We start from the raw sequence: 25,781 nt of genomic DNA on the forward strand, positions 1-25,781 counted from the left end.
CGATTCGATTGCCGATCTTCATTATCAATTACCCCCATGAAGATCTTTGGAGAAACAATGAAAACATGGATCCAAATTCATCCCAAAGATAATGTCATTATTGCCTTAATCGATCTGCCAGCGGGAACCTCAATTACGCTTGAAAATGGTCATGTTTTCTCTCTTCAAGACAATATAACCAAAGGTCACAAGGTATCGACGCAAGATTTAAAAACCAATGACCTTTTATGGAAATACGGTGAATCGTTTGGCCATGCGACGGCCGACATTAAGATGGGTTCATGGATACACAGTCATAACAGTAAAACTAATCTGAATGACAAATTAGAGTACCAATATCATCCAGTTGACATTCCCCACACTGCTTCATCGGTAAAAGATATTGACGTTAATATTTACCGCCGTAGTAATGGTGAAATTGGCATACGCAATGAATTATGGGTGATCCCAACGGTAGGTTGTGTGAACGGTATTGCCCAAACCATGGTGAATCAATTCTTGGCAGACAACCCACAACTCGATATCGATGGCGTGTATGTATTTCCTCATCAATTTGGTTGCTCACAACTGGGTGATGACCACATTACAACGCGCAACTTATTACAAAGCATGGCAAAGCATCCCAATGCTGGTGGCGTACTGATCTTAGGGCTTGGCTGTGAAAACAATCAAGTGCCTGTTTTTATGCAAGGCTTAGGCGACATTGACACCAATAGAATCAAATGTTTAATTTCTCAAAAAGTGGATGATGAGATTGAGGCAGGGAAAGCCATTATTCAAGAAATCTATAACACGATTCGCCATGATAAACGCTCCGTAGGCAAACTCTCTGAAATCAATTTTGGTCTTGAATGTGGTGGCAGTGATGGATTATCTGGCATTACCGCTAACCCATTATTAGGGCAACTTTCTGATTATGTGATCGCTCAAGGCGGAACGACGGTTTTAACGGAAGTGCCTGAAATGTTTGGCGCAGAAACCCTGTTAATGAAACGCGCCAAGGATGAACAGGTTTTCGATAAAATCGTCACCATGATTAACGACTTCAAAGACTATTACAAACAACACAACCAACCTATTTACGAAAATCCATCTCCAGGCAATAAAGATGGTGGCATTACCACACTCGAAGATAAATCCCTCGGATGCACCCAAAAATCAGGCACGAGCGCTGTGGTGGATGTACTTAATTACACTCAAAAACTGTCAGTCTCCGGTTTGAATTTACTGAATGCACCCGGAAATGATGCCATTGCCACCAGCGCCCTTGCCGCATCCGGTTGTCATATGGTGTTGTTTTCTACTGGTCGCGGAACCCCTTATGGCGGGTTTGTCCCAACCGTAAAAATTGCCACCAATACAGAATTAGCCGAGAAGAAAAAGCATTGGATTGATTTTAATGCCGGGCAATTAGTCTCCGATGATGTGCCAATGGAATCATTATTGACGCAATTTGTTCAAACCTTAGTGGGTATTGTTAATGGCGAAAAAGCAAAAAATGAAGTCAATGGAATACGAGAACTCGCGATCTGGAAAAGTGGCGTAACGTTATAAACCTGTAACATTATAAATCCATAGCCTTGATCTTATAAATTAAAGACCAGCCACCTCGATATACCACGCTAAAAGTCACTAAAAGTGAACACATCATCATTTTAGTGGCTTTCATATTTATCGCATTTGGTTACAGGTTTCATTATCACCTTGAATATAGCTGCCTAAATGCGTGCTATAACGTTGATCTACCGCCAATTTTGTCAATGCAGTTAAATCGGTAGGAAAGGTTCGTCTATTATTAAGTTCAGAAAGAGAAACCCATTCAACCCCCTTAATAAAGGCCTCATCATTTAAGCCCGTTAAGTTATTGATATGAGGTTCACCTTGATAATGCTTAATATGGTAGAAAAACTCCGAGTGATAAATATTGCGCGTTGTTTCAAGAAACTCACGGACACAAATCAGCTCACCGATATCCACTTGAATACCGGCTTCTTCTAAATATTCACGCTGTAAACAGGCTTTGGTATGATGATCGTCATCTTCTAACCCACCACCCGGCGGGATCCAATATTCACCGCTGCTATCATTAACCCTAAGCAGTAACACCTTATCGTTTTGAATTAAAATTCCGGCTGCTCGTATTCTATGTTTCATCGATATCCTTACCCTTCTTCTCCAGAAATAAACTTAACTGAGAATTAATTCAATTTGTTACATTAAAATGCGAATAACTTCTCATTAGCAAACGTTTGCTTTAGAATCCTCGTCATTCTACACCTTACATACGGATGTAAGTTTTACTCTTTTTTTAAGGAAAACTCGTGAAGATTTATTCTAAAATTCAAACCATCACTTTGCTTTGTGCTTTACCTTTTATGTCTAATTTTGCACAAGCTAATGAATTTCCCAGTGTAACGGTAACTAATGCTATTTCCTCCATGGATAATAGTGCATTCGCTAAAGACGCACCGATCATCATCCAAGGACCAATGCCGATAGAAGCTCAACATTTAGCGTCCATGCTGAAAAATGTGACGACTGAAAAAACCGGCACTTTTGTTTTTTATAAAGGCACATTAAATAACTACCCTGTGATTGTGGCACAAACAGGCAAAGGATTAGAAAATACGGCCGCAGCGTTAGCCATCGCGATTGAGCGTTACCACCCTCGCCTTATCATTAACCAAGGCACTTCTGGTGGCCATGATCCTGCGTTAAAGGTAGGTGATATTGTATTGGGCGAACGTACGGTGAATACCGGAAACTTAAAAACCCCAGTCAAACAAAAAGGCGAAGGTGTGGATGCATTAAGTTGGATCCCAATGGACTTATTTGCTTCTGCAGGCAGCGCAAGCAGTGATGATGCCAATAAAATCCGTTACTACCAAGGCGATAGCCAATTAATTGCTCTAGCAAAAACGGTCACCTATAAAGGCCAAGTCGTTGAAGGCACGATTGCTTCCGCTAATTTTTGGGATAATGAAATTGATCGCATTCAATGGTTACACGACAAATTTGGCACCAGCACCGAAGAAATGGAAGCTTCATCTGGGGCGCAAATTTCAGCGGCTTACAATGTGCCATTTTTAGCCATTCGCGTGCTATCAAACAACCTAACTAATAACGGTCACTACAATCCAAATACTGCCAAGTTATGCCAGCAATATGTGCATGATGTGTTAGTGAAATACATCGCTAAAATTCAAGCATAATGCTCAAAACGAATTTCACTCGTTCTAATAAAAAAGACCGCCGTCAGTCAATGATTGCGGTCTTTCCAATTTATACATATCTTACTCAATGACTTTGAGCATCCGTTCAATTATTTCCAAGCATCCCGATTTAAATCAAATTTTTGGATCCAAGCATCATCAGCTCTGGCGGCAAGGTATAACTGCAACCCATTATAAAATTGGAAGGCTTGTACTCCACCTAAATAAGCAAAGGCATCAAAAAAAGCATCTTCCGCAAGATTGATTTGATCTAACGTTCTAATATCATTTTCAAGTGCCCATTCAATCGCCTGAGCCTCGGCAATCGCCTCACCCATATCAATAGATTCTAATTTATAATGATTATCGTGCGCACTTTTATCGGCTTGTATTTCTTGTGAATCAAGCTCTTGTTGCTCGATTTCATCAATAATCCTGACCACTTCGAAATGGCGGGCTTTGCGATTAATCTGACTAATTTTAAGCGCATAGCTAAAACGCGAATAACCAACGATATTAAGCACCGCTTCAAATAACGTGGTATTTAATCCTTGCGCGGCGCAATAATAATTCATACACGCTTCTTGACTCGCAAACTGCACACCATCGTATTCAAAACCGGCGCTATCATCGTAACCAATTGCAGAGCCAGCAATCATCAAATCCCAACCAACATAGCGAACACGCTCATTGGCGATCTCATACATCATCCACGCACTGCGGCTAAAGCCTTCAAAAATTCGCCCTTCAAAGTCCGCATCCGCCAATTCTTGTTTGGTCCAATTCAATCCTATGCCTAAATGCTTGGCGTACACTTTCATTAATCGCTGTTTGACATAATCTTTATGCTGCCAAATAGAGGAACAATTTGGCTGCACTGGAAAGGATTGGCATTCTGCACAAATTGGCACAGAAATAGGTTCATGATTGAAAATTTTGGTATTGGTCGCCCTGACTGGAATATCCAGCATTTGGGCAGACGGCTCGCCACAAAACCAACATGTATGTCGATAATTAAACGGAATGTCGATGGGTTCGTAGTTCATAAACGCTCTGGGTTTTATATAGAGAAAGGTAAAAAATAGATGAATAGAGAAATGGCTAAACCGTCGCGGTTACGATGGAACCAATCACGCCACAATACCTTATCTCTTTCCTAGTTAATACTTACTCTTTGAAATTTTATTGACTCACGCTATGACGACCACTTCTGTCGATGACATTCGCTTTTTATCACCATAAAAAACTCGATTATGACGATCAAATCCAGCATAAAAAGCGCTCAATTACCGGCTTATTCTCATCATCAATACCGAGATTAAATTCAAACCAACTTTATAAACGCTAAAAACTTCGTGATAAAGATCACCCACCCCAGCCGCCATCGAAACGTTTCGATGATCTATTTCACATTATTTTTAAGCCGAGAATGCAATTTAAATTAGAGTCACTACACTCTATCGAAACGTTTCGATGACTTCGGATTATTCTTTCTGATTAGGTTGTACTGATATGAAAAAAAGCCCTTTATTGCACTCTGAACTTTCTCATTTAATTTCAACTCTTGGTCATACCGATGAAGTGACCATTTGTGATGCAGGGTTACCTATCCCTTCAATGAGTAAACGTATTGATCTAGCCTTAACTCATGGCGTTCCAAGTTTTGCGCAAACGGTGGATGTCTTCTTAAAAGAATCTCAAATTGAAGGCCTTATCCTTGCCGAAGAGTTTCAACAAATAAGCCCACAACACCACCAAGCCTTGCTTGAAAGAATTCAACAAGAAGAAATTATTTCAGGCAAAAAAATCAATATCACTTACATCACTCATGAAGCACTTAAATCTCGAACCGTTAACAGTAAAGGCATCGTAAGAACGGGTGAATGTACACCTTATGCCAATGTCATCTTTCAATCTGGCGTGACTTTTTAAAGCGAGGAATAGTGATGACTCAAGCCATCTTAGAACTCAATCAAATTGAAAAAGCCTTTCCTGGTGTTAAAGCATTGGATAAAGCCAGCTTAAATGTTTATCCCGGCCGAGTAATGGCGTTAATGGGAGAAAACGGTGCAGGAAAGTCCACATTAATGAAAGTACTCACGGGGATTTATTCGCTCGATGCTGGCGAAATAAAATATCAAAACCAAGCGGTTGCATTCAAAGGCCCTCGTGATTCTCAACTCGCCGGCATTAGTATTATCCACCAAGAATTAAACCTCATTCCTGAGCTAAGTATCGCCGAAAACATCTTCTTAGGTCGTGAAATTACCAATAAATTTGGTCGTATTTTGTGGCATGAAATGGTCGCCAAAGCGGATGCATTACTGGCTCGCTTAAACGTAAAACGCAGTGCCAAAACCTTATTAGGCGAGCTAAGTCTTGGTCAGCAACAAATGGTTGAAATCGCCAAAGCACTCTCGTTTGAATCTAAAGTCATCATTATGGATGAGCCAACAGACGCGCTGACCGATAAAGAAACCGAATTCTTATTTAAAGTGATCAATGAATTGCGCGATCAAGGTTGTGGCATTGTTTATATCTCACACCGCTTGAAAGAAATCTTTGAAATTTGTGATGATATTACGGTGCTGCGCGATGGCAAGTTCATCAACGAATGCACGGTAAAAAGCACCAATGAAGATTCGCTGATTGAAATGATGGTCGGTCGTAAATTAGAAGAACAATACCCTCGCATTGCCGTTCAATCAGGTGATACACGTTTAGATGTCAAAAACTTGAACGGGAAAGGTATTCACGATGTTAGCTTTCATCTTAAACGCGGAGAGATCTTGGGGATTTCAGGTTTAATGGGCGCTGGTCGTACTGAATTGATGAAGATGATTTATGGCGCACTACCCTATCAATCTGGTGACGTCTTTCTTGAAGGCAAACCGATCCACTCAAAATCACCGCAAGAAGGCCTAGCCAATGGCATTGCGTATATTTCAGAAGACCGTAAAGGCGATGGCTTAGTCCTCGCACTCTCGGTTAAAGACAACATGACGTTGTCTGCCCTGAAACATTTTAGCAAAGGCGCACAAATTCAACATAAAAGTGAAGTGATGGCGGTAGATGACTTTATTGACCTTTTCAATATCAAGACGCCAAGCCGTGAACAAGTCATTGGTAATTTATCTGGTGGGAATCAGCAGAAAGTTGCCATTGCAAAAGGTTTGATGACGCGTCCGAATGTATTAATTTTAGATGAACCAACCCGCGGTGTGGATGTCGGTGCGAAAAAGGAAATCTATCAACTGATCAATAAATTTAAAGCCGAAGGCATGAGCATTATTTTAGTGTCATCTGAAATGCCAGAAGTTCTCGGAATGAGTGACCGAATTTTAGTCATGCATGAAGGCAAGATCAGCGGCGAATTTGACGCCAAACAAGCAAATCAAGAATTACTACTGGCTTGTGCAGTCGGTAAAAATATCAGTAAGGACGTCGCATGAGCAGTAATACGATAAACAAGCCAGAAAACCAATCTCCTGAAAAGAAGAAAAAACCATTGATCAGCAAAGAATGGTTAATTGAGCAAAAATCCCTGATCGCATTAATATTTTTAATCGTGGTGGTGTCGTTTCTCAATCCCAACTTTTTTACTCTCGATAACATCTTAAATATTCTACGACAAACCTCGGTGAGCGCCATTATTGCCGTGGGTATGACGCTGGTAATTTTAACCGCCGGTATTGATTTAAGCGTTGGTTCGGTGCTGGCGTTATGTGGCGCTTTTGCCGCCAGTTTAATTGCGATGGAAGTACCGGTATTAATTGCTGTCCCAACGGCCCTCGTTGCGGGTGCAATTTTAGGCGGTATTAGCGGGCTCATTATTGCTAAAGGTAAAGTACAGGCGTTTATCGCCACTTTAGTTACCATGACATTACTGCGTGGCGTCACAATGGTTTATACCGATGGCCGCCCTATTTCGACTGGCTTTACCGATGTTGCCGATAGCTTTGCATGGTTTGGCACTGGCTACACACTTGGTATTCCTGTTCCTGTTTGGATCATGGTCGTTGTGTTTGCTGCGGCTTGGTATTTACTCAACCATACTCGCTTTGGTCGTTATGTTTACGCGCTCGGTGGCAATGAATCGGCCACTCGTTTATCTGGCATTAATGTCGATCGCGTGAAAATCGGTGTTTATGCCATTTGCGGTGTGTTATCTGCATTAGCCGGCATCATTGTGACCTCTCGTTTATCTTCCGCTCAACCAACCGCAGGCATGGGATATGAACTTGATGCTATCGCGGCAGTTGTCGTGGGCGGCACCAGCTTGATGGGTGGACGTGGACGTATTATGGGAACCCTGATCGGCGCACTGATCATCGGATTCTTAAATAACGCACTGAACTTACTCGATGTTTCTTCTTATTACCAAATGATCGCCAAAGCCGTTGTGATTTTACTGGCAGTGATGGTCGACAATAAAAACAAATAATCCAATAACAACGCAATGAATAAATAGACAACCGACAAGAGCCAATTGATAGGCTCGCCCTACATAAAGGATGAACAATATGAAAATGAATAAACTGACAACTTTACTTTCTGCTGCCGTGTTAACAAGTGCAATGTCTGTTACCGCACATGCGCAAGATACCATTGCGATTGTGGTATCAACCCTCAACAACCCTTTTTTCGTTAGCATGAAAGATGGCGCAGAAGCGAAAGCCAAAGAATTGGGCTACGACTTAATCGTGCTTGATTCACAAAATGATCCGAGCAAAGAGCTTTCTAATGTAGAAGATCTCTCCGTTCGTGGCGTAAAAGCTATCCTTATCAACCCAACCGATTCTGATGCCGTTTCCAATGCGATTCGTATTGCTAACCGAGCCAACATCCCTGTATTAACGCTAGATCGCGGTGCAAGTCGTGGCGATGTCGTTAGCCACATTGCTTCTGATAACGTCGCTGGCGGTGAAATGGCAGGTAAATACATCATGGAAAAAGTCGGTGAGAAAGCGAAAGTTATCCAACTTGAAGGGATTGCTGGAACCTCTGCTGCACGTGAACGTGGTGAAGGCTTTATGAACGCAGTAAAAGGTTCACACATGGATCTTCTTGCTAGCCAACCAGCTGATTTTGACCGCACCAAAGGGTTAAACGTAATGGAGAACTTACTTGCCGCTAATGGTGATGTTCAAGCCGTGTTTGCTCAAAATGATGAAATGGCATTAGGTGCTCTACGCGCGGTACAAGCTTCTGGTAAAAAAATCCTAATCGTCGGTTTTGATGGTACAGACGATGGTATTGCAGCGGTAAAACGTGGCATGTTAGGCGCAACAATTGCACAACAACCGGCATTAATTGGTGAGCTAGGGGTTGAAACGGCAGACAAAGTATTGAAAGGTCAAACCGTTGAGAAAAACATCCCGGTTCCTTTAAAAGTCATTACAAAATAATACGATACAAAACGAGGGCTAGTTGATGGCCCTCGTTTTAATCATGTAAATGCATATTGTTATTACGCAGTTTGATCATGATAACAACAGATCACCAAACAAACTCAGTCATACCAATTTGTATTTTCAATTGTTCTCATCATAAAGGATGACACATGAATAAATTAATCGTTTTAGGCAGCGTAAATGCTGATCACGTTCTGCAAGTCCCTTCTTTTCCTCGTCCGGGTGAAACATTATCTGGGCGGAATTATCAAGTTATTGCTGGCGGTAAAGGCGCAAATCAAGCGGTTGCCGCGGCGCGTTTAGGAGCAGACATTGGTTTTATTGCTAGCGTGGGATCCGACGATTTTGGCCGTAATATTATTCAACAATTCAAACAAGATGACATCAACACGGCTTACATCCAAATAGCCGATTCAAAGCCAACTGGCATTGCCATGATCCAAGTCTCTGATGAAGGGGAAAACTGTATCTGCCTCTCACCAGAAGCCAATGATCTACTAACATCAGACATTATTAATCAATATAAAAAGCCACTCCAATCTTGTGATTACTTATTGTTGCAACTCGAAACACCGCTTGAAGGGATTCAATCTGCTGTTAATTATGCAAAAACCTCACCAGATAAAAAAGTTAATATCATTTTAAACCCAGCGCCTGCGAGAACCTTGACCGATGATCTATTAGCAAAAATCGATGTCATTACCCCAAATGAAACCGAAGCGGAAGTATTAACGGGTATTAAAGTCTATGATGATGGATCTGCACAACAAGCGGCTAATGTTTTGCATGATAAGGGAATCCATACGGTGATGATCACATTGGGTTCAAAAGGAGTATGGCTGAGTGAAAACTATAAAGGTGAATTGATTCAAGGCTTTAAAGTGAAAGCTATTGACACCACCGCCGCAGGCGATACCTTTAATGGCGCATTTGTAACGGGTCTATTAGAAGGCATGCAAACCAAACAAGCGATTACATTTGCTCATGCTGCTGCTGCACTTTCTGTTACTCGTTTTGGCGCTCAAACATCCATTCCGACAAGACAAGAAACCAACGAATTTTTAGCGCAACAAAATAATCAAACCAAAAAATAGTTAAATAAAAAGGGAAAATAACATGGCCACCATGAAAGATGTCGCACGACTTGCTCAAGTATCAACGTCAACGGTCAGCCATGTTTTTAACCAATCTCGCTTTGTGAGTGAAGACATTGAAAAACGCATCAAACAAGCGGCGAAAGAACTTAACTATGCCCCTTCCGCTTTAGCTCGTAGCTTAAAAATGAAATGCACCAAAACGCTCGGCATGTTAGTAACCACGTCAACCAATCCGTTTTTTGGTGAAGTGCTAAAAGGTGTCGAACGTCGTTGTTACGAAAAAGGCTACAACCTGATCCTCTGCAATACAGAAGGTGACAGCGAGCGCATGAAAGTCTCGATTGATACCCTTTTGCAAAAACGCGTTGATGGTTTAATGCTGATGTGCTCGACATTAGAAGGCGAAACGATTGAGATTTTTGAGCGCTACCCAGAGCTGCCTGTTGTTGTCATGGACTGGGGCCCAATGGCGTATGCGAGTGACAAAATTCAAGATAACTCTTATAAAGGAGGCTATCTCGCCACCCAGCATCTAATCGACAATGGACACAAAAATATTGGTTGTATCACCGGCCCCTTGCATCGCAGCCAAGCTTCCTCACGTTTTGATGGTTTTAAGCAAGCCCTACAAGATGCCAAGATCACGCTTAATCAAGATTGGATGGTCGAAGGTAACTTTGAATGTGATGGCGGATATGATGCCTACCACACCCTTAAAAAACGCACCCAAGAAAACCCGGCATTAGCATTCCCGACCGCTTGCTTTGCGTGTAACGACATGATGGCCATGGGTTTAATTAATGCGGCAACCGAAGATGGCTTCAAGATCCCCAATGATCTTTCTATTATCGGCTACGATGATATTCATCTGGCGAAATACATCACTCCGTCACTCACCACGATTCATCAACCAAAACATCAACTTGGTAAAACCGCGGTAGATACTCTATTGGCCCGACTTGAAAACCCAACGCAACCTCAGCAAGTTGTTCAGCTAGAGCCCGCTTTGGTGAGTCGCAGTAGCGTAAGTTCACTTAAATAAATGACGATTTCTTATCTGCAGTAATAATTCATGGGAATGAGTCAACTTACCATTTCCCCCCTCAACTCTAAGATCTAAGCTCAATCCTAAAACGAAAAAAACCAGCTCACATTGAACTGGTTTTTCTAAATTTGGTTTTTAACGCAGGATCATACAAAAGACTTATTCTTCATTCGCTTCTTGGATAATACGTTTACGTTCTTGCGCTTCATCAAATGCGGCTTGAATTTCATCTAAAACCACATTCACATCAGCATTCACCAAGATTTCATCAAACTCACCGGTAAGTGGTGTCTCCGGTTTAAGTTCGCCGGCTTCATACAAAGCCCACATTTCTTTGGCGTACTGAGTTTGCAGCAATTGTGGCGCATATTGCCCATAATATTGAGTCATATTGGTAATATCGCGCTCTAGCATCCACTGTGCATTATTATTAGCAGCAGCGTCGACAGCTTGAGGGAGATCGATGATCACAGGCCCTTCGCTATCAACAAGCACATTAAACTCAGATAGATCCCCGTGCACAATACCGGCGCACAACATGCGTTTAACGTAGTCCATAACGGTAACATGATGACGTATGGCCTCTTCTTCCGACATACTGACATCATTTAAACGTGGTGCGGTATGGCCTGTCGCATCCGTCACAAGTTCCATGATCAACACACCATCAAAACAACCAAAAGGTTGAGGTACACGAACGCCAGCGTCTGCTAAACGGTATAAAGCATCGACTTCTGCGGTTTGCCACACTTGTTCTTGCTGTTCACGTCCGAACTTAGAGCCTTTGCTCATCGCGCGCGATCGGCGACTGTTACGAACTTTGCGACCTTCTTGATACTGTACTGCTTTTTTAAAACTGCGCTTATCCGCTTCTTTATACACTTTGGCGCAGCGGATCTCATCGCCGCATCGAATAACGTATACGGTCGCTTCTTTTCCACTCATTAATTGAGCGATCACATCATCGATTAAACCTTCATCAATGAGTGGTTGGATTCTATTGGGTATTTTCATAGCGTCCTTATACCCTAATTAGGCTTCAGATGGAATGAGAAAAATACGGATTGTCTTAGCAGAAAATCGAAATCAACTTGCCCACACGCGTTGCCGGCCTTGATTATCCGACATCCTAGGATGAAGAGAGTAAGTTCATTTATTAAGTATCAATAATGCTATTCACCTACTAAAAGATAAAACTATCATTAGTGCAATGATCGCTTTGTTATGCCTAATAACATCTGTTTATTTACATTATTATGAATAAAACCTATATTCTGGAAAGAAATTAAATAAGGGAACTATCCATGAGCCATTTTTTCACCAAATCTTTAGCCACTATTGTGCTATCGCTTTCTTTCATCGCTGGAGCATCAGCTGAAATAAAAGAAGTCAAAGTTGGTATGTCTGGCAAGTACTACCCATTCTCCTTCCAGAAAATGGATAAGCTACAAGGTTTTGAAGTAGACCTATGGGATGAAATTGCTGCACGTAACAACATTAAAGTCTCTTACACTACGGCAAATTTTTCAGGCTTATTTGGTTTATTAGAAACGGGGCGTATTGATACTATTTCAAACCAAATCACTATCACAAAAGAGCGTCAAGCAAGGTACTTATTCTCTGAACCTTATGTCGTTGATGGCGTGCAAATTACCGTGAAGAAAGGTAACGACAGTATTAAGTCTGTCAAAGATTTAGCCGGTAAAACGGTTGCCGTTAACTTAGGTTCAAACTTTGAACAAGTACTACGCAACTATGATAAAGATGGCAAAATCAACATTAAAACGTACGATACCGCCATTGAACAAGACGTTGCTTTAGGTCGCTCTGACGCGTTTGTTATGGATCGTCTTTCTGCTTTAGCGCTTATCAAAGATTCACCATTACCGCTGCAATTGGCTGGCAAACCATTTGAAGTGATTGAAAACGCGTGGCCGTTCGTGAATAATGCCAAAGGCAAAGAACTGCAACAACTAGCCAATAAAACATTAGACGCTATGCGTGCTGACGGAACTTTAGCTAAGATTTCAACTAAATGGTTTGGCGCAGACATTACTCAAAAATAAATCTGTTTTACCAACTATTTACAACCAAACCCGCTATCATTGATTTGGTATAACCAGAGTCTAATTGATAGTGGGTTTTTGCTTTTTTAAGAATATTTATGAATTTTGATTTTCAATACATGATCGACTTAATGCCAATATTATTCCGGTACCTTGGCATTACACTTGAAATGGCACTTTGGGGCAGTATATTTGCACTAACCTTGTCCGTTATTATCGCGATCATTCGTGTTTTTCGCGTGCCTGTCTTAAACCAATTATGCCAACTGTATATTAGTTTCTTCCGTGGCACGCCATTATTAGTCCAACTGTTTTTATTGTATTACGGTTTACCTCAAGTGTTCCCGATCATGGTTGGTCTGGATGCATTTAGCGCCTCTGTTATTGGTCTAACTCTGCATTTTGCTTCTTATATGGCAGAAAGTATTCGAGCCGCCATTATTGGTATCGATCGAAGCCAGATGGAAGCGAGTATGTCGGTCGGCATGACCACCAGCCAATCCATGCGCCGTATTATTTTGCCTCAAGCAACACGTGTCGCTTTGCCGTCTTTGATGAACTACTTCATTGATATGATTAAATCCACCTCATTAGCTTTTACCTTAGGCGTGTCTGAAATCATGGCAAAAGCCCAAATGGAAGCGTCATCAAGTTTCCGATTCTTTGAAGCATTTTTGGCAGTAGCATTAATTTATTGGTTCGTAGTTATCATCATGACTCGAGTTCAAATTTGGGCTGAAGTGAAATTAAATAAGGCCTATGCACGATGATTAAAATTGAAAACTTACATAAATCCTTTGGTGACACTTTAGTCTTGTCCGGTATTGATATCGAAGTAAAGAAAGGTGAAATCATTGTTATTATCGGCTCAAGCGGTACGGGCAAGTCAACATTATTACGTTGTGTAAACTTTTTGGAGCAAGCGGATAAAGGCATCATTACGATTGGTGATGCTACTGTTAATGCTGAAAAGCACACCAAATCGGATGTGATCGCTCTACGCCGTAAAACTGGATTTGTTTTTCAAAATTACGCTCTATTTTCTCACCTCACCGCTCGCCAGAATATTGCCGAAGGATTAATCACGGTGCGTGGCTGGAAAAAAGCCGAGGCACTAAAGGAAGCACAACAGATATTAGATGAGATTGGATTGAGTGATAAAGGTGATAGCTACCCTGCTGCACTTTCTGGCGGTCAACAGCAACGAGTTGGTATTGGCCGCGCAATGGCCTTCAAGCCGGAGCTATTATTATTTGATGAACCCACTTCAGCACTTGATCCTGAATGGGTTGGTGAAGTATTAGCCTTAATGAAAAAACTCGCCATTGCTCATCAAACCATGTTGGTCGTCACTCATGAAATGCAATTTGCCAAAGAAGTCGCTGACCGCGTGATTTATATGGCGAATGGCGAAATTGTAGAGCAAGGATCACCAAATGAACTATTTAATAACCCTCAATCACCACAATTAAAAAAATTCTTAAATCAAATTCAACGGTAATATGAGTGACAATAAACTGACAAACCATTAATGCCCTGCAAAAAATCTCCCAGATTAAGCGTAGGGCAATAAATGTAAGCGCAACTTTGAGTATGGTATGAAAGTTCTGGTTTGAGACTTTATCTAATATTCTATTTCCAATATAAATCCCTACAAGGCTTCAAGCTCAAAGCGACTCGGTATATAAATCAAAAAGGCTTACGTTCATGTAAGCCTTTTTAATCTCAAAACAGTTATTACCCTACCGATTTTTATGCATTAATTTTTGATGAATAAGCCCAGCCATCAACCCCCATAACGTCGAACCAATACCAAACAAGGTAATGCCAGATAACGTCACCAAAAACGTGTAGAGGGAAGACTCCCGATATTCAGCATCGCTAAACGCCGTTTGCATACACATTAACAAGGTTCCAAGTAGAGCCAAACCAGCGAGAATTTGTGAAACCTCTTTTGGTAAGGCCAAGAATATCGCCACTACTGCGGTGGCCCATAAACCTGCAATAATAAAAATACCTCCGGCCCACATTGATGCTTTGTAACGTTGGTTTCTATCGGAATCCACATCTTCATTCATACAAATAGCCGCTGAGATTGCCGCTAAATTTAAACTAAACCCACCAAAAGGCGCAGTCAGCATATTGAGAAACCCCGTACCAATAAATAAAGGTTTCGCTGGTAATTCATATTGATAACTTCTCATCATGGCAAAGCCGGGTAAGTTCTGAGAAAGCATCGTAATAATATAAAGCGGAAGGCTTAAATTCACCATCGCCATCCAATCAAACTCTGGCGTTACCCATACCGGTTCAGCGATATTCAGTACTATTATTTGCCCTGAAAACGCCCCAGTAAAAATCGCAATAGCAATGCCAACAAGCAGTAAAAGCATCATCGCATAACGAGGTAAATAGCGTTTTGCAATAAAGAAAGTGGCCATCATCGCGCCAAAAACCATAGGGCTTGTAGTAACAGGCGTAAACGCTTTCAAACAAAAAGGGATCAAGATAGCGCCAAGCATTGACGTCGCAAGCTGTGAGGGAATATTTTCAAGTAAACGGCTAAGCGGTGTAATTAGCCCTGTTAATAACAGCAAAAAGCCAGAGATCACAAAAGCGCCAATAACCTGCGGTAAAGTATATTGAGCGACTGCCGCAATCAACATCGCCGCTCCCGGTGTTGACCAAGACATCAAGACGGGCATTTTGTAATACCAAGAATAAGCAATAGAGCTTACGCCCACAGTGACGCCCAAAACCAATAACCAACTGGCAATTTGCAGCGCTGAAGCTCCGGCTGAAGTGGCGGCCTGAATAATAATAACAACCGAACTAGTGTAACCAATCAGAACCGCGGTAAAACCTGCCGATATATGGCTAAGATTAAACCAAGATGAGGGACGAGTGGATCCTGAATTAATACGGTCATTCATGCTATGCGACGCTTCCTTGTCGTTATTTTCATCATCGATTCATCATATAGAAAGAGAAGTTTGTTTACAGTTGGTCTATTGAATAACGTATAGATCCATCTCATTTTATCCGCTCAACCTATTTATAAAAATGATAGTAAGAGTGTTCCCAATACCATGAACTACATTGCCTATAATTTAATGCCCTGCAAAAAATCCCCAGATTAAACGTAGGGCAATAAATGTAAGCGCAACTTTGAGTATGGTATGAAAGTTCTGATTTGAGACCTTATATAAAATACGCTTGCCAACATAAGTGCCCACAAAGCCGAATGCGATCATCAATGTGATCACCCCAAGCCAATCTTTAAAAGCAAAACCTAAGAAGGCAAACATCACCATTTTGATCGTATGCTGCATAGCCATAAAGCAGGCCATGGTCGCGCCAAGTTGACGACGATCAGGTAATAGGTTTTTTACTGTGGCAATCAACAATGGCCCAGTCGCGCCAACAAACATACTAAGGAAAGTAGTAAACAGTCCCACACCGACTAAACCTTTTTTTCCATTAAAGCTCAAGTTAATCGGTACCCAGCTACTGATCAAAATAAACACGGCTAGAATTAACTCTAAATATTGAGTCGGCAAATTAAGCGCCAATTGGCCACCAATAACCGCACCTAATACGCTGCCAACAAAAAACCAACCAAGATATTTTTTTTCGATGTACTTTCTCATCAGTATCGCACGGCCAGCATTTGAACCAAGTTGCACTACCGCATGCACCGGAATAACCGCTTGAGCTGGGATCATGGTCACCATAAACGCAATAAGCGTTGCCCCGCCCCCAACCCCAATAATCGTGTTGAGCATCGATGTCATTCCACTCAGCAATATCAGCAAATAAAATTGAGAGTCACTAAGAACATCAGGTTTAAAGTGAAGAATAAAATCAAGCATAGGAAAGTCACTTTAGGGAAAATGCGATTATAGCGTCTCAGTTGCAAAAATGTGCTTGAATTCATAATTTTGACTGAAAAATGCAAAAAAAGAGCTGCACAAATTAATATCTGCGCAGCTCTTGTTAATGCTCTAGAAATAAATATTGATAGAATAAATATTAATTCCTATTTGAAGCCTCGGAAATCATTACCTGACAATTTTCACACGCTAACTCACGTTGACATTGTTGCGCTGTTTCCAATCCACATTCACTGTTTTCACATCGTCCACGTTGGTTCAAATAATTGGTAAAGTACTGGCTTACTTGATCAGCATAATGATGAAATGTTTGAATACTCATTCGACTCTCCCATATTCCTGTTAATTGACGATGTCTTAATGTTTAAGATAATTACTTCCCTTATTTATGCCTACTCTTACAGCAAAGCAGGCAGCTCTCTTAACATTGGGAAGGCATTTTTCATGTGATTTTGCGTAACCACAAACCCTACTAATACATCATCAACATTAAAGGCTTTAGCGGTAATGCCCTCGCCGTCTAATTCAACCGACCAACGATAAACACTCTCACCTGTATGACCACTCAATTGAATAGGCAGATCGGGCGTTTTTACTTTTACTAGCATCGACGCTAATTTAAGATCCGCATTTTCTACATGACCATTTAATAATGCTTTGGCGAGAACGTTAGCGCTCAATAGCGTTGGCTGTAAGAAAGACAACACCTTATTTTCAATTTGAGCACAGTCACCAATCGCGTAGATATTAGGTTGTGAGGTTTGTAATTGGCGATTAACCACAATACCTTTGCCCACTTCTAACCCAACTTGCTGAGCTAATTGCACATTGGGTTTTAAACCCGCCGCTGAAATTACGCTATCAACTAAAAATTGATCGCCAGAATTAAGTGTCACATCAATACCAAATTCACTTTGTTCAAGGCTTTGCACACTGTTATTTAAATGCAGTTTAACCCCACGTTTTCTCAGTTGCTTTTGCAGTGGTGCAGAAACAGCATCAGGCAATAAAGTCGCCATCACACTATCGCACGGATCGACTAATGACACCGTTTTACCTGAAGATGCTAAATCCATCGCCAGTTCAGTACCAATTAAGCCTGCGCCGATGATCAACACATGCTCCGATTGGCTTAATTGTTGATGCGCCGCTTGAAATTCAACTCGGCTATTTAAAGTCACTATTTGCTCTACCGCTGAGCCTGTCATCGGTGGAACAAACGCCGAAGCACCAGTGGCCAAAACAAGTTTTGCATACGCCATCACTTCGCCATTTTCGCAAGTCACCGTTTGCGCTTGGCTATCAATACTCGCAATACGGGTGTGAGTTAAAATGGTCACCCCGTTTTCTTGTGCAAATACCTCGGCAGTTTGGCGAATAAGCGCGTCCGCATCTTGCTTCTTACTAAACACATGACTGAGATCTGGCTTGTTATAATCATGCCCATCATCGGCAGTGATCACCATAATTGGCGTATCACTGTCAGTTCGGCGCAGCGTTTTAACTAATTGATAGGCAGCAAATCCGCTGCCTATGATCATAATAGGATTATTCATTAAGCCACCTGTGATCCGTTACCTTTACCGAGTTTACTGGCACAAGGTTCAAACACTTCTTTACCAATTCCGCAATCTGGGCATAAGAAATACTCTGGCACTTCAGCCCAAGCAGTACCGGGTTCTACGCCTTGATTTGGCTCGCCTAATTCTGGTTCATAAACCCACTGGCACACCGTACACAGCATGGCTTGTGCATCTGAACCATTGGTTGATTGAGCCGTTGTATTTGGCACTTCAATCTCAACACCAGACGCAGCTTCAACGACCCCAGAAACAGGCGCAGAGGCAGAAACGGCGGTTTTCACATCTTTTGGCACCGTTTTTGATACTGGTACACCTGTCGTTTTTCTCACGATTGACGAGATAGTGTCTGATAGCTCATACAACGCCCATTCGCGTGCAATTTGACGGCCATATTCACGACATTCTTGCATCGCTTTACCATCTGGACGCCATTTGGTTTTCTTGCTGATCGCGGTTTCAAACCCACAATCCATCAAACGTGTATGAATACGGTCTACCGCACCACCATTCCAACCATAACTTCCGAATGCCGCGGCTTTTTTATTTTTAAAACGCATACCAGTAATTTCTTCTAACATGCCGGCCACTTTTGGCATCATCACGTTATTCATTGTAGACGATCCGACTAAGATACCTTTTGAGCGAAATACGCTAGATAAGATCTCATTCTTGTCATGTAGCGACACGTTAAATACTTTTACCGCCACATTAGGGTCAATATCGTGAATACCTTGCGCAATACCATCCGCCATCATACGAGTATTGTTGGACATTGAATCGTAGAATAACGTGATGCGATCTTCTTGGTAGTTATCGGCCCACTCAAGGTATTGATGAATAATTTGAGTTGGGTTATCACGCCATACGATACCGTGAGCAGTAGCAATCATATCCACTGGTAATTCAAGGCTTAGCACTTCTTTGATTTTCGCTGTCACCAACGCGCTAAATGGCGTTAAGATGTTGGCGTAGTAACGTAAACACTGCTCGTATAATTCCACTTGATCAACTTCATCGTTAAACAAATGTTCATCACAATAATGCTGACCGAATGCATCGTTACTGAACAATACTGCGTCGCCTGTCATGTAAGTCATCATGCTGTCTGGCCAATGCAACATTGGAGATTCAACAAACACCAATGCTTTGCCGTTGCCTAAATCAATACTGTCGCCAGTTCTGACCACATTAAAATTCCAATCCGGTTGGTGGTGGTGACCGATAATCGAATCAATGGCATTTTCAGTACAATAAATTGGCGTGTTAGGAATTTTAGCGAGCAATGCACCTAAAGCTCCGGCGTGATCTTCTTCTGCATGGTTGATAACAATGTAATCGATCTCGTTTAGATCAATTTCCATTTCTAAGTTTTGGATAAACTGTTGGCTAAAGCGATGATCAACGGTATCAATCAATACTGTCTTTTCTTCACGGATGAGATAGCTGTTGTAGCTGGTACCACGAGTGATTTTATATTCTGTACCGTGGAAGTTTTGTACTTCCCAATCACGTTGACCAACCCAATGAATATTATTTTTAACATGGATAGACATAAACAACTCCTAAATAAAAACTAAAATTAAATGATTCTCTTAGCTTGTATAAAGCAGCAAGCGTGCCAACTTTTTATACCCTTATTATTCAATACCTTATAAATATTACCATTTAACATGGTGTCATTATGACAAAATTCGAGTAGTATCAATTTGACACTAAAGAGTCAGTTTGACACTTGTTTGAATCTTATAATCGATTACTTTTCTAGCTGAGATATTTAATGCAAAAATTTCACACTCAAATTACTCAATTAGCGTTAGATCTGACTTTGGGGATTTCTAATCAAGATAGGTTTGATCGCTTATTAGAAGTGCTGAGAAATTTACTTAATTGTGATGCCGCCGCGCTACTCGCCTACCGTGACCAACAGTTTGTACCGTTGGCGATTGACGGCTTATATGAAGAAGTGATGGGACGTCGTTTTAATATTAATGAACATCCTCGTCTTGAAGCGATAGCCCGCGCAGGGGATGTAGTGCGCTTTCCTGCCGACAGTGATATTGCCGATCCTTATGATGGACTCATTCCAAATAAAGGTGACAAATTGCATGTGCATGCCTGTGTGGGTTTGCCTTTAATTGCACACGGAAATTTAATCGGTGCGCTTACCATCGATGGTTTCGATGCCAATCAATTTGACCAATTCACCGATAGAGATCTAAGAACCATTAGCGCCTTAGCCGCCGCAAGCTTGCACACTTCATTGCTAATGAAACAGTTAGAAGCACAAGCGGTTCATGTTGGCGCACACTCCCCGCAAGTGACTAAAGATATCAAGCTTGGCGAGGAAATGATTGGGCAATCTGGCGCGATGATGGATCTCCGTATGCAAATTCAATCGGTTGCCAATACTGACCTTTCGGTACTGATAACGGGTGAAACTGGCGTGGGCAAAGAATTAGTGGCCGCGGCTATTCATTCACAATCAAACCGCGCCAAGCAAACCTTAGTGTATTTAAACTGCGCGGCGCTACCAGAATCTGTTGCTGAAAGTGAATTATTTGGCCATGTAAAAGGCGCATTTACTGGCGCGATCAGCCATCGAAAAGGTAAGTTTGAACTCGCAGATAATGGCACTTTATTTTTAGATGAAGTCGGTGAATTGCCATTAAGTTTACAATCTAAACTGCTGCGAGTGCTGCAATATGGCGATTTACAACGTGTGGGCGATGACAGCGTACTCAAAGTAAATACTCGTATAGTGGCGGCAACTAACCGAAATTTACATCAAGATGTGGTCAACGGACAATTTCGCGCCGATTTATATCACAGGCTCAGTGTATTCCCAATTCATGTCCCACCACTACGAGAACGCGAAGGTGATACAACATTGCTGAGTGGTTTTTTTATTGAGAAATGTAAAAATAAGCTCAATCTTAAACACTTGAGTATTTCACCAGCCGCATTGAGTTTATTGCGCCAATACTCTTGGCCGGGCAATGTGCGTCAATTAGAACATGCTATCCATCGCGCGGCGGTATTAGCGCGTACCGAAGCTTTTTCAGGTAAAGACAACAAACCATCAAGCCCCGTCATTTTGCAGCCACACCACTTTGAATTAACTCAAAGCGCTTCACCTCTGCATCAAGTAGCGGCCAATGAATCAACGTTATTACGCTCACCACAGTTACATTCACCACAACTTGCTCAAACAACGGAAACTCTAGTAGGCTTGAAACAAGCCACTGAAGATTTTCAAACTCAAATAATTGCTACATCATTAGATAATAACCAACAAAACTGGGCAGCAACGGCTCGAGATCTCCAAATAGACAGTGGGAACTTGCACCGTTTAGCAAAACGCCTAGGATTAAAAGATTAAATAAAAGAGGATATTATTATGAGTCACCTAGTCATCCCAAGCCATTGGAAAATAAGACGTTCAACTCACTTTTTCACTAAAGATAATGTACCCAAAGCATTGCTGACTCACCACAATACCGCTGAAGGCGTATTTGGTCAGATCTGCGTTATGCAAGGCACCGTTACTTTTTACGGCTTTGCCAATGAAGAAGCGACCGAGCCAGAACAAACCGTGGTGATTAAAGCCGGTACATTTGCCACTAGTCCTCCACAATATTGGCATCGCATTGAAATGAGTGATGATGCGCAATTCAATATCAACTTCTGGGCAGAGGAAGAAACGGGCAACAAAGCCATGTTTAAAAGCTCACGGATCCACAGCAAACCGATTGATGGATTGCTCGACGGCCAAGAAAACAAATAAACTTAAAAATTATTACTATCATTCCCCCTTCAGTCGTCATTAAAATTCGTTCCTGAAGGGGGATTTTTTTAACTTAATTTTCAATTATAAATATCTTTCAGGCTGACTCACTCACCACATTGAACGTTTTAGACCACCCAATTCTAACAACCGCGTTGAGATTTCCTCCACCGATAATGTCGTGGTATTTAAGTAGGGGATCGCTTCACGGCGAAACAAACTTTCGACTTTATTGAGCTCTTTTTCGCACTGATCTTTACTTGAATATTCGCTATTAGCGTAACGTTCATGTCGGATCGCCATTAATCGTTCGGTATCGATCGTGAGGCCAAATGTTTTAAAACGGTAGGGTTCTATCTCTTTTGGTAACTTCAACCTTGCCATATCATCTTCAATAAAGGGGTAGTTTACCGCCTTAATACCAAACTGCATCGCAAGGTATAAACTGGTCGGTGTTTTGCCACAACGAGACACGCCTAATAAGATAATATCCGCTTGTTCAAGGTTGTTTAAAGACACCCCATCATCATGCGCTAATGTATATTCAATTGCCGCAATTCGCCTTTGGTAACTATCTGCATCTTTACTAATACTATGTGAACGATGCAATTTTGGCGTAGGTTCTAGCTGTAAATCTCTTTTTAGTGGTTCAACCAATACATTCAGCACATCATAAAAATGAGCGTCTGCTTGCACAATAATGGCTTTAATCTCAGGTAAAACGATCGAAAAGAACACCAATGGCTTTTCGCCTGTTTCAATAAACTTTTGATTAATTTGACTTTTAACGTATTCAGCTCGCTCGACCGTTTCAACAAATGGCAACGTAGCTTGCTTAATTTCTAAGGGAAACTGACCTAAAACCGCATGCCCTAATGTTTCCGATGTAATCGCTGTTCCATCAGAAACGTAAAATACATCACGAAAATTTGTTTTGCTCTGCATAAGAAGTTGAATCCTCGTTAAGTCCCTGTCAGGTTATCAGTGTGAAATAAATGTAAAAAAAGACAAACAAAATTTTACACATTTTTTTTTACAACATTTCTCAAGAACCGATGTGAAAATACACGCCCAAGCTATATACGTGCACAAGCTATATACGCGCACAAGCGAGAAGTCACCAACAATAGAGTGACAATAAAATTGGGCTAATATTTAAGTAGATTCACCATAAACGGATTAATCGTAAAACAATGTGAATAAGCCCACATTGATGAATTCAGGTTAGTTATAACCAATAACCAGTCAAAAATTAGGAGCGTTGCCGTGGATAAAAATGTGGTTTGGTATGATTCTTTATCAATGAATGATGTTGATAAAGTCGGGGGAAAGAATGCATCTTTAGGCGAGATGGTGGCAAATCTTTCAAATGCTGGCGTAAAAGTACCCAATGGATACGCAACAACCGCTTTTGCCTTTAATCAATTTTTAGAAGCTAACCAACTCAATGACCGAATTTATCAACTGCTCGACGAGCTAGATGTAGATGATGTTAACGCGCTCAAAAAAGCTGGATCAACAATCCGACAATGGGTGTTAGATGCTCCCTTCCCAACCGAACTAGAAGATGGCATTCGCGCGTTTTATAAAGAACTTGGCAACGGCGACGACATGTTATCAGTGGCGGTTCGCTCCTCAGCCACAGCAGAAGATCTACCCGATGCATCCTTTGCAGGACAGCAAGAAACCTTCTTAAACGTGCGTGGCATTGACGCGGTTATCGAAGCCGCTAAACACGTTTTTGCTTCCCTATTTAATGACCGCGCAATCTCCTATCGCGTTCACCAAGGCTTTGATCATAAAGGCGTTGCATTGTCGGCTGGTATTCAGCGCATGGTACGTTCAGACAAGGCATCTTCTGGCGTTATGTTTACCCTTGATACTGAATCAGGCTTTGATCAAGTCGTCTTCATCACCTCTTCTTGGGGCTTAGGTGAAATGGTGGTGCAAGGCGCGGTAAACCCTGATGAATTCTACGTGCACAAACCAACGCTGCAAGCCGGAAACCCAGCCGTCGTACGCCGCACTTTTGGATCTAAAAAAATCAAAATGATCTATGCCGATGGCAAAGAGATCGGCACGCAAGTCGAAATTATCGACACCATAGATGAAGAACGTCGCCAATATTCTTTAACTGATGATGAAATTCAAGAACTGGCAAAACAAGCCTTAATCATTGAAAAGCACTACGGCCGCCCAATGGATATTGAGTGGGCTAAAGATGGCATTACAGGCGAGTTACTGATTGTTCAAGCCCGCCCTGAAACCGTTCGTTCACGCGATGACCAAAAAGTAATGGAACGCTTCCAACTTAATGCGCAAAGCAAAAGCTTGATTGAAGGTCGCGCCATTGGTCAACGTATTGGCGCTGGCGTGGTTCGCGTAGTGAAAAGCCTTGATGAAATGGATCAAGTCCAAGCAGGCGATGTACTGGTTGCCGACATGACCGATCCTGATTGGGAACCGGTAATGAAAAAAGCGGCGGCGATTGTGACGAATCGTGGTGGACGTACTTGTCACGCCGCCATTATTGCTCGTGAGCTTGGCATTCCAGCGGTAGTCGGTTGTGGTGATGCCACCAGCCAATTAAAAGATGGACAAGCCGTTACCGTTTCGTGCGCACAAGGCGAAACTGGGTTTGTTTATGAAGGCGAACTCGACTTTGAAATTAAACGATCTTCTGTCACCGACCTGCCCGATTTACCTTTAAAAGTCATGATGAACGTGGGTAACCCTGATCGCGCTTTCGACTTTGCATGTATTCCCAATGAAGGTGTTGGACTTGCTCGTTTAGAGTTCATCATTAACAAAATGATCGGCATTCACCCGAAAGCACTATTAAATTACGATGAGCAATCAGCGGAACTTAAAGCAGAAATCGACCAACGTATTGTCGGCTACGCGGATCCTGTAGAGTTCTACATCGAAAAACTCACCGAAGGGATTTCCACACTGGCAGCGGCTTTCTGGCCAAAACGTGTGATTGTGCGCATGTCAGATTTCAAATCCAATGAATACCGCAACCTTGTCGGCGGTATCAATTACGAACCAACCGAAGAAAACCCAATGCTAGGATTCCGCGGCGCATCTCGTTATGTGTCACCGAAATTCCAAGATTGTTTTGCCTTGGAATGTGAAGCGATTAAGCGAGTCCGCAATAAAATGGGACTGCGCAATGTCGAAATCATGATCCCATTTGTTCGCACCACTAATGAAGCGGCAGGCGTGATTGATTTGCTGGCAAAATTTGACTTACGCCGTGGCGAAAACGGCCTGAAAGTTATTATGATGTGCGAACTGCCATCCAATGCCATCTTGGCGGATGACTTCCTCAAATACTTTGATGGTTTCTCAATTGGCTCAAACGATATGACGCAATTAACCTTAGGACTCGACCGAGATTCCGGCGACATTGCCCACATGTTTGATGAACGAAATCCAGCGGTGAAAGCCATGTTATCTATGGCAATTAAAGCCGCCAATAAAGCAGGAAAGTACGTGGGAATTTGTGGCCAAGGCCCATCAGATCACGACGACCTCGCGCAATGGCTAATGGAACAAGGAATTGATTCAGTATCACTAAACCCTGATACAGTATTAGAAACTTGGCTTCATTTGGGGACTAAAGTGCAACAATAAAATTAGCACTTTTCGATAAGCAGTTATAAATAAAAAATGAGCTCAATT

The 25,781-nt window shown here is 41.8% G+C and carries 22 protein-coding genes; 14 read left to right on the plus strand and 8 right to left on the minus strand.

The genetic code is table 11. The features are described 5' to 3' along the window. The first annotated feature begins 57 nt into the window (after positions 1–57). The gene (locus tag FH976_RS01170; protein WP_194089072.1) at positions 58–1,554 is read left to right on the plus strand and encodes a UxaA family hydrolase; all 1,497 of its coding nucleotides are present in this window, start codon (positions 58–60) and stop codon (positions 1,552–1,554) included. 117 nt (positions 1,555–1,671) lie between these two features. Here the strand turns inward: FH976_RS01170 and FH976_RS01175 are convergent, their stop codons facing one another. Beyond that, positions 1,672–2,154 carry an NUDIX domain-containing protein gene (locus FH976_RS01175; RefSeq protein ID WP_194089073.1) on the minus strand — a complete coding sequence of 161 codons (483 nt, stop codon included), beginning with the start codon at positions 2,152–2,154 and terminating at the stop codon, positions 1,672–1,674. 167 nt (positions 2,155–2,321) lie between these two features. Here FH976_RS01175 and FH976_RS01180 point away from each other — a divergent pair, with 167 nt between their 5' ends. Then, entirely contained in the window at positions 2,322–3,212 is an 891-nt protein-coding gene (locus FH976_RS01180; protein WP_324187399.1) for a 5'-methylthioadenosine/S-adenosylhomocysteine nucleosidase, read from the plus strand. 110 nt (positions 3,213–3,322) lie between these two features. On the opposite strand, the gene FH976_RS01185 is transcribed toward FH976_RS01180, so the two are convergent. Beyond that, positions 3,323–4,258 carry a hypothetical protein gene (locus tag FH976_RS01185; protein WP_194089074.1) on the minus strand — a complete coding sequence of 312 codons (936 nt, stop codon included), beginning with the start codon at positions 4,256–4,258 and terminating at the stop codon, positions 3,323–3,325. 466 nt (positions 4,259–4,724) lie between these two features. Here FH976_RS01185 and rbsD point away from each other — a divergent pair, with 466 nt between their 5' ends. The 6 genes from rbsD to FH976_RS01215 all read left to right on the plus strand — a co-directional run bounded on the left by rbsD (position 4,725) and on the right by FH976_RS01215 (position 10,765). Continuing rightward, entirely contained in the window at positions 4,725–5,144 is a 420-nt protein-coding gene (gene rbsD / locus FH976_RS01190; protein WP_194089075.1) for a D-ribose pyranase, read from the plus strand. A 14-nt stretch (positions 5,145–5,158) separates the two neighbouring features. Continuing rightward, positions 5,159–6,664, plus strand: coding sequence for a ribose ABC transporter ATP-binding protein RbsA (rbsA, locus tag FH976_RS01195; RefSeq protein WP_194089076.1), 1,506 nt, complete (start codon positions 5,159–5,161; stop codon positions 6,662–6,664). Beyond that, positions 6,661–7,656 (plus strand): ribose ABC transporter permease, encoded by a 996-nt coding sequence (gene rbsC / locus FH976_RS01200; protein ID WP_194089077.1) that lies wholly within the window; start codon positions 6,661–6,663, stop codon positions 7,654–7,656. Before rbsA ends, rbsC begins: the two co-directional genes overlap by 4 nt. A gap of 85 nt (positions 7,657–7,741) precedes the next feature. Beyond that, positions 7,742–8,620, plus strand: a complete 879-nt coding sequence (gene rbsB / locus FH976_RS01205; protein ID WP_194089111.1) for a ribose ABC transporter substrate-binding protein RbsB — start codon at positions 7,742–7,744, stop codon at positions 8,618–8,620. A 155-nt stretch (positions 8,621–8,775) separates the two neighbouring features. Beyond that, on the plus strand, positions 8,776–9,720 hold the full coding sequence (gene rbsK / locus FH976_RS01210) for a ribokinase (protein WP_194089078.1): 945 nt from the start codon (positions 8,776–8,778) through the stop codon (positions 9,718–9,720). Between the two features lie 22 nt (positions 9,721–9,742). After that, positions 9,743–10,765 carry a substrate-binding domain-containing protein gene (locus tag FH976_RS01215; RefSeq protein ID WP_194089079.1) on the plus strand — a complete coding sequence of 341 codons (1,023 nt, stop codon included), beginning with the start codon at positions 9,743–9,745 and terminating at the stop codon, positions 10,763–10,765. Positions 10,766–10,927: 162 nt separating this feature from the next. Here the strand turns inward: FH976_RS01215 and FH976_RS01220 are convergent, their stop codons facing one another. After that, positions 10,928–11,782 (minus strand): PA4780 family RIO1-like protein kinase, encoded by an 855-nt coding sequence (locus FH976_RS01220; protein WP_194089080.1) that lies wholly within the window; start codon positions 11,780–11,782, stop codon positions 10,928–10,930. Positions 11,783–12,072: 290 nt separating this feature from the next. On the opposite strand from FH976_RS01220, the gene FH976_RS01225 reads away from it, so the two are divergent. From FH976_RS01225 to FH976_RS01235, 3 genes are all read left to right on the plus strand, one after another. After that, on the plus strand, positions 12,073–12,834 hold the full coding sequence (locus FH976_RS01225; RefSeq protein WP_194089081.1) for an amino acid ABC transporter substrate-binding protein: 762 nt from the start codon (positions 12,073–12,075) through the stop codon (positions 12,832–12,834). 98 nt (positions 12,835–12,932) lie between these two features. Continuing rightward, positions 12,933–13,604: an amino acid ABC transporter permease gene (locus FH976_RS01230; protein ID WP_194089082.1), complete on the plus strand. Its 672-nt coding sequence runs from the start codon at positions 12,933–12,935 to the stop codon at positions 13,602–13,604. Beyond that, positions 13,601–14,335: an amino acid ABC transporter ATP-binding protein gene (locus FH976_RS01235; protein WP_194089083.1), complete on the plus strand. Its 735-nt coding sequence runs from the start codon at positions 13,601–13,603 to the stop codon at positions 14,333–14,335. Before FH976_RS01230 ends, FH976_RS01235 begins: the two co-directional genes overlap by 4 nt. A 241-nt stretch (positions 14,336–14,576) precedes the next feature. Here FH976_RS01235 and FH976_RS01240 read toward each other — a convergent pair whose 3' ends face one another. The 4 genes from FH976_RS01240 to norV all read right to left on the minus strand — a co-directional run bounded on the left by FH976_RS01240 (position 14,577) and on the right by norV (position 19,863). Beyond that, entirely contained in the window at positions 14,577–15,767 is a 1,191-nt protein-coding gene (locus tag FH976_RS01240) for a benzoate/H(+) symporter BenE family transporter (protein ID WP_194089084.1), read from the minus strand. A gap of 177 nt (positions 15,768–15,944) precedes the next feature. Then, the gene (locus tag FH976_RS01245; RefSeq protein WP_194089085.1) at positions 15,945–16,706 is read right to left on the minus strand and encodes a sulfite exporter TauE/SafE family protein; all 762 of its coding nucleotides are present in this window, start codon (positions 16,704–16,706) and stop codon (positions 15,945–15,947) included. Positions 16,707–17,125: 419 nt separating this feature from the next. Beyond that, complete coding sequence (gene norW, locus FH976_RS01250; protein WP_194089086.1) at positions 17,126–18,283, minus strand: NADH:flavorubredoxin reductase NorW; 1,158 nt, start codon at positions 18,281–18,283, stop codon at positions 17,126–17,128. Beyond that, positions 18,283–19,863 carry an anaerobic nitric oxide reductase flavorubredoxin gene (gene norV / locus FH976_RS01255; protein ID WP_194089087.1) on the minus strand — a complete coding sequence of 527 codons (1,581 nt, stop codon included), beginning with the start codon at positions 19,861–19,863 and terminating at the stop codon, positions 18,283–18,285. The genes norW and norV overlap by 1 nt, the downstream gene beginning before the upstream one ends. 224 nt (positions 19,864–20,087) lie before the next feature. On the opposite strand from norV, the gene norR reads away from it, so the two are divergent. Further along, positions 20,088–21,689, plus strand: coding sequence for a nitric oxide reductase transcriptional regulator NorR (gene norR, locus FH976_RS01260; RefSeq protein WP_194089088.1), 1,602 nt, complete (start codon positions 20,088–20,090; stop codon positions 21,687–21,689). 18 nt (positions 21,690–21,707) lie between these two features. Then, positions 21,708–22,094, plus strand: a complete 387-nt coding sequence (locus FH976_RS01265) for a DUF1971 domain-containing protein (RefSeq protein ID WP_194089089.1) — start codon at positions 21,708–21,710, stop codon at positions 22,092–22,094. A gap of 111 nt (positions 22,095–22,205) precedes the next feature. Here FH976_RS01265 and ppsR read toward each other — a convergent pair whose 3' ends face one another. Continuing rightward, entirely contained in the window at positions 22,206–23,039 is an 834-nt protein-coding gene (ppsR, locus tag FH976_RS01270; RefSeq protein WP_194089090.1) for a posphoenolpyruvate synthetase regulatory kinase/phosphorylase PpsR, read from the minus strand. Positions 23,040–23,360: 321 nt separating this feature from the next. Here ppsR and ppsA point away from each other — a divergent pair, with 321 nt between their 5' ends. After that, positions 23,361–25,733, plus strand: coding sequence for a phosphoenolpyruvate synthase (gene ppsA, locus FH976_RS01275; RefSeq protein WP_194089091.1), 2,373 nt, complete (start codon positions 23,361–23,363; stop codon positions 25,731–25,733). Positions 25,734–25,781: the final 48 nt, after the last annotated feature.

Origin of the sequence: Vibrio hibernica (assembly GCF_015223435.1) — a bacterium.
Lineage (GTDB): Bacteria > Pseudomonadota > Gammaproteobacteria > Enterobacterales > Vibrionaceae > Vibrio > Vibrio hibernica.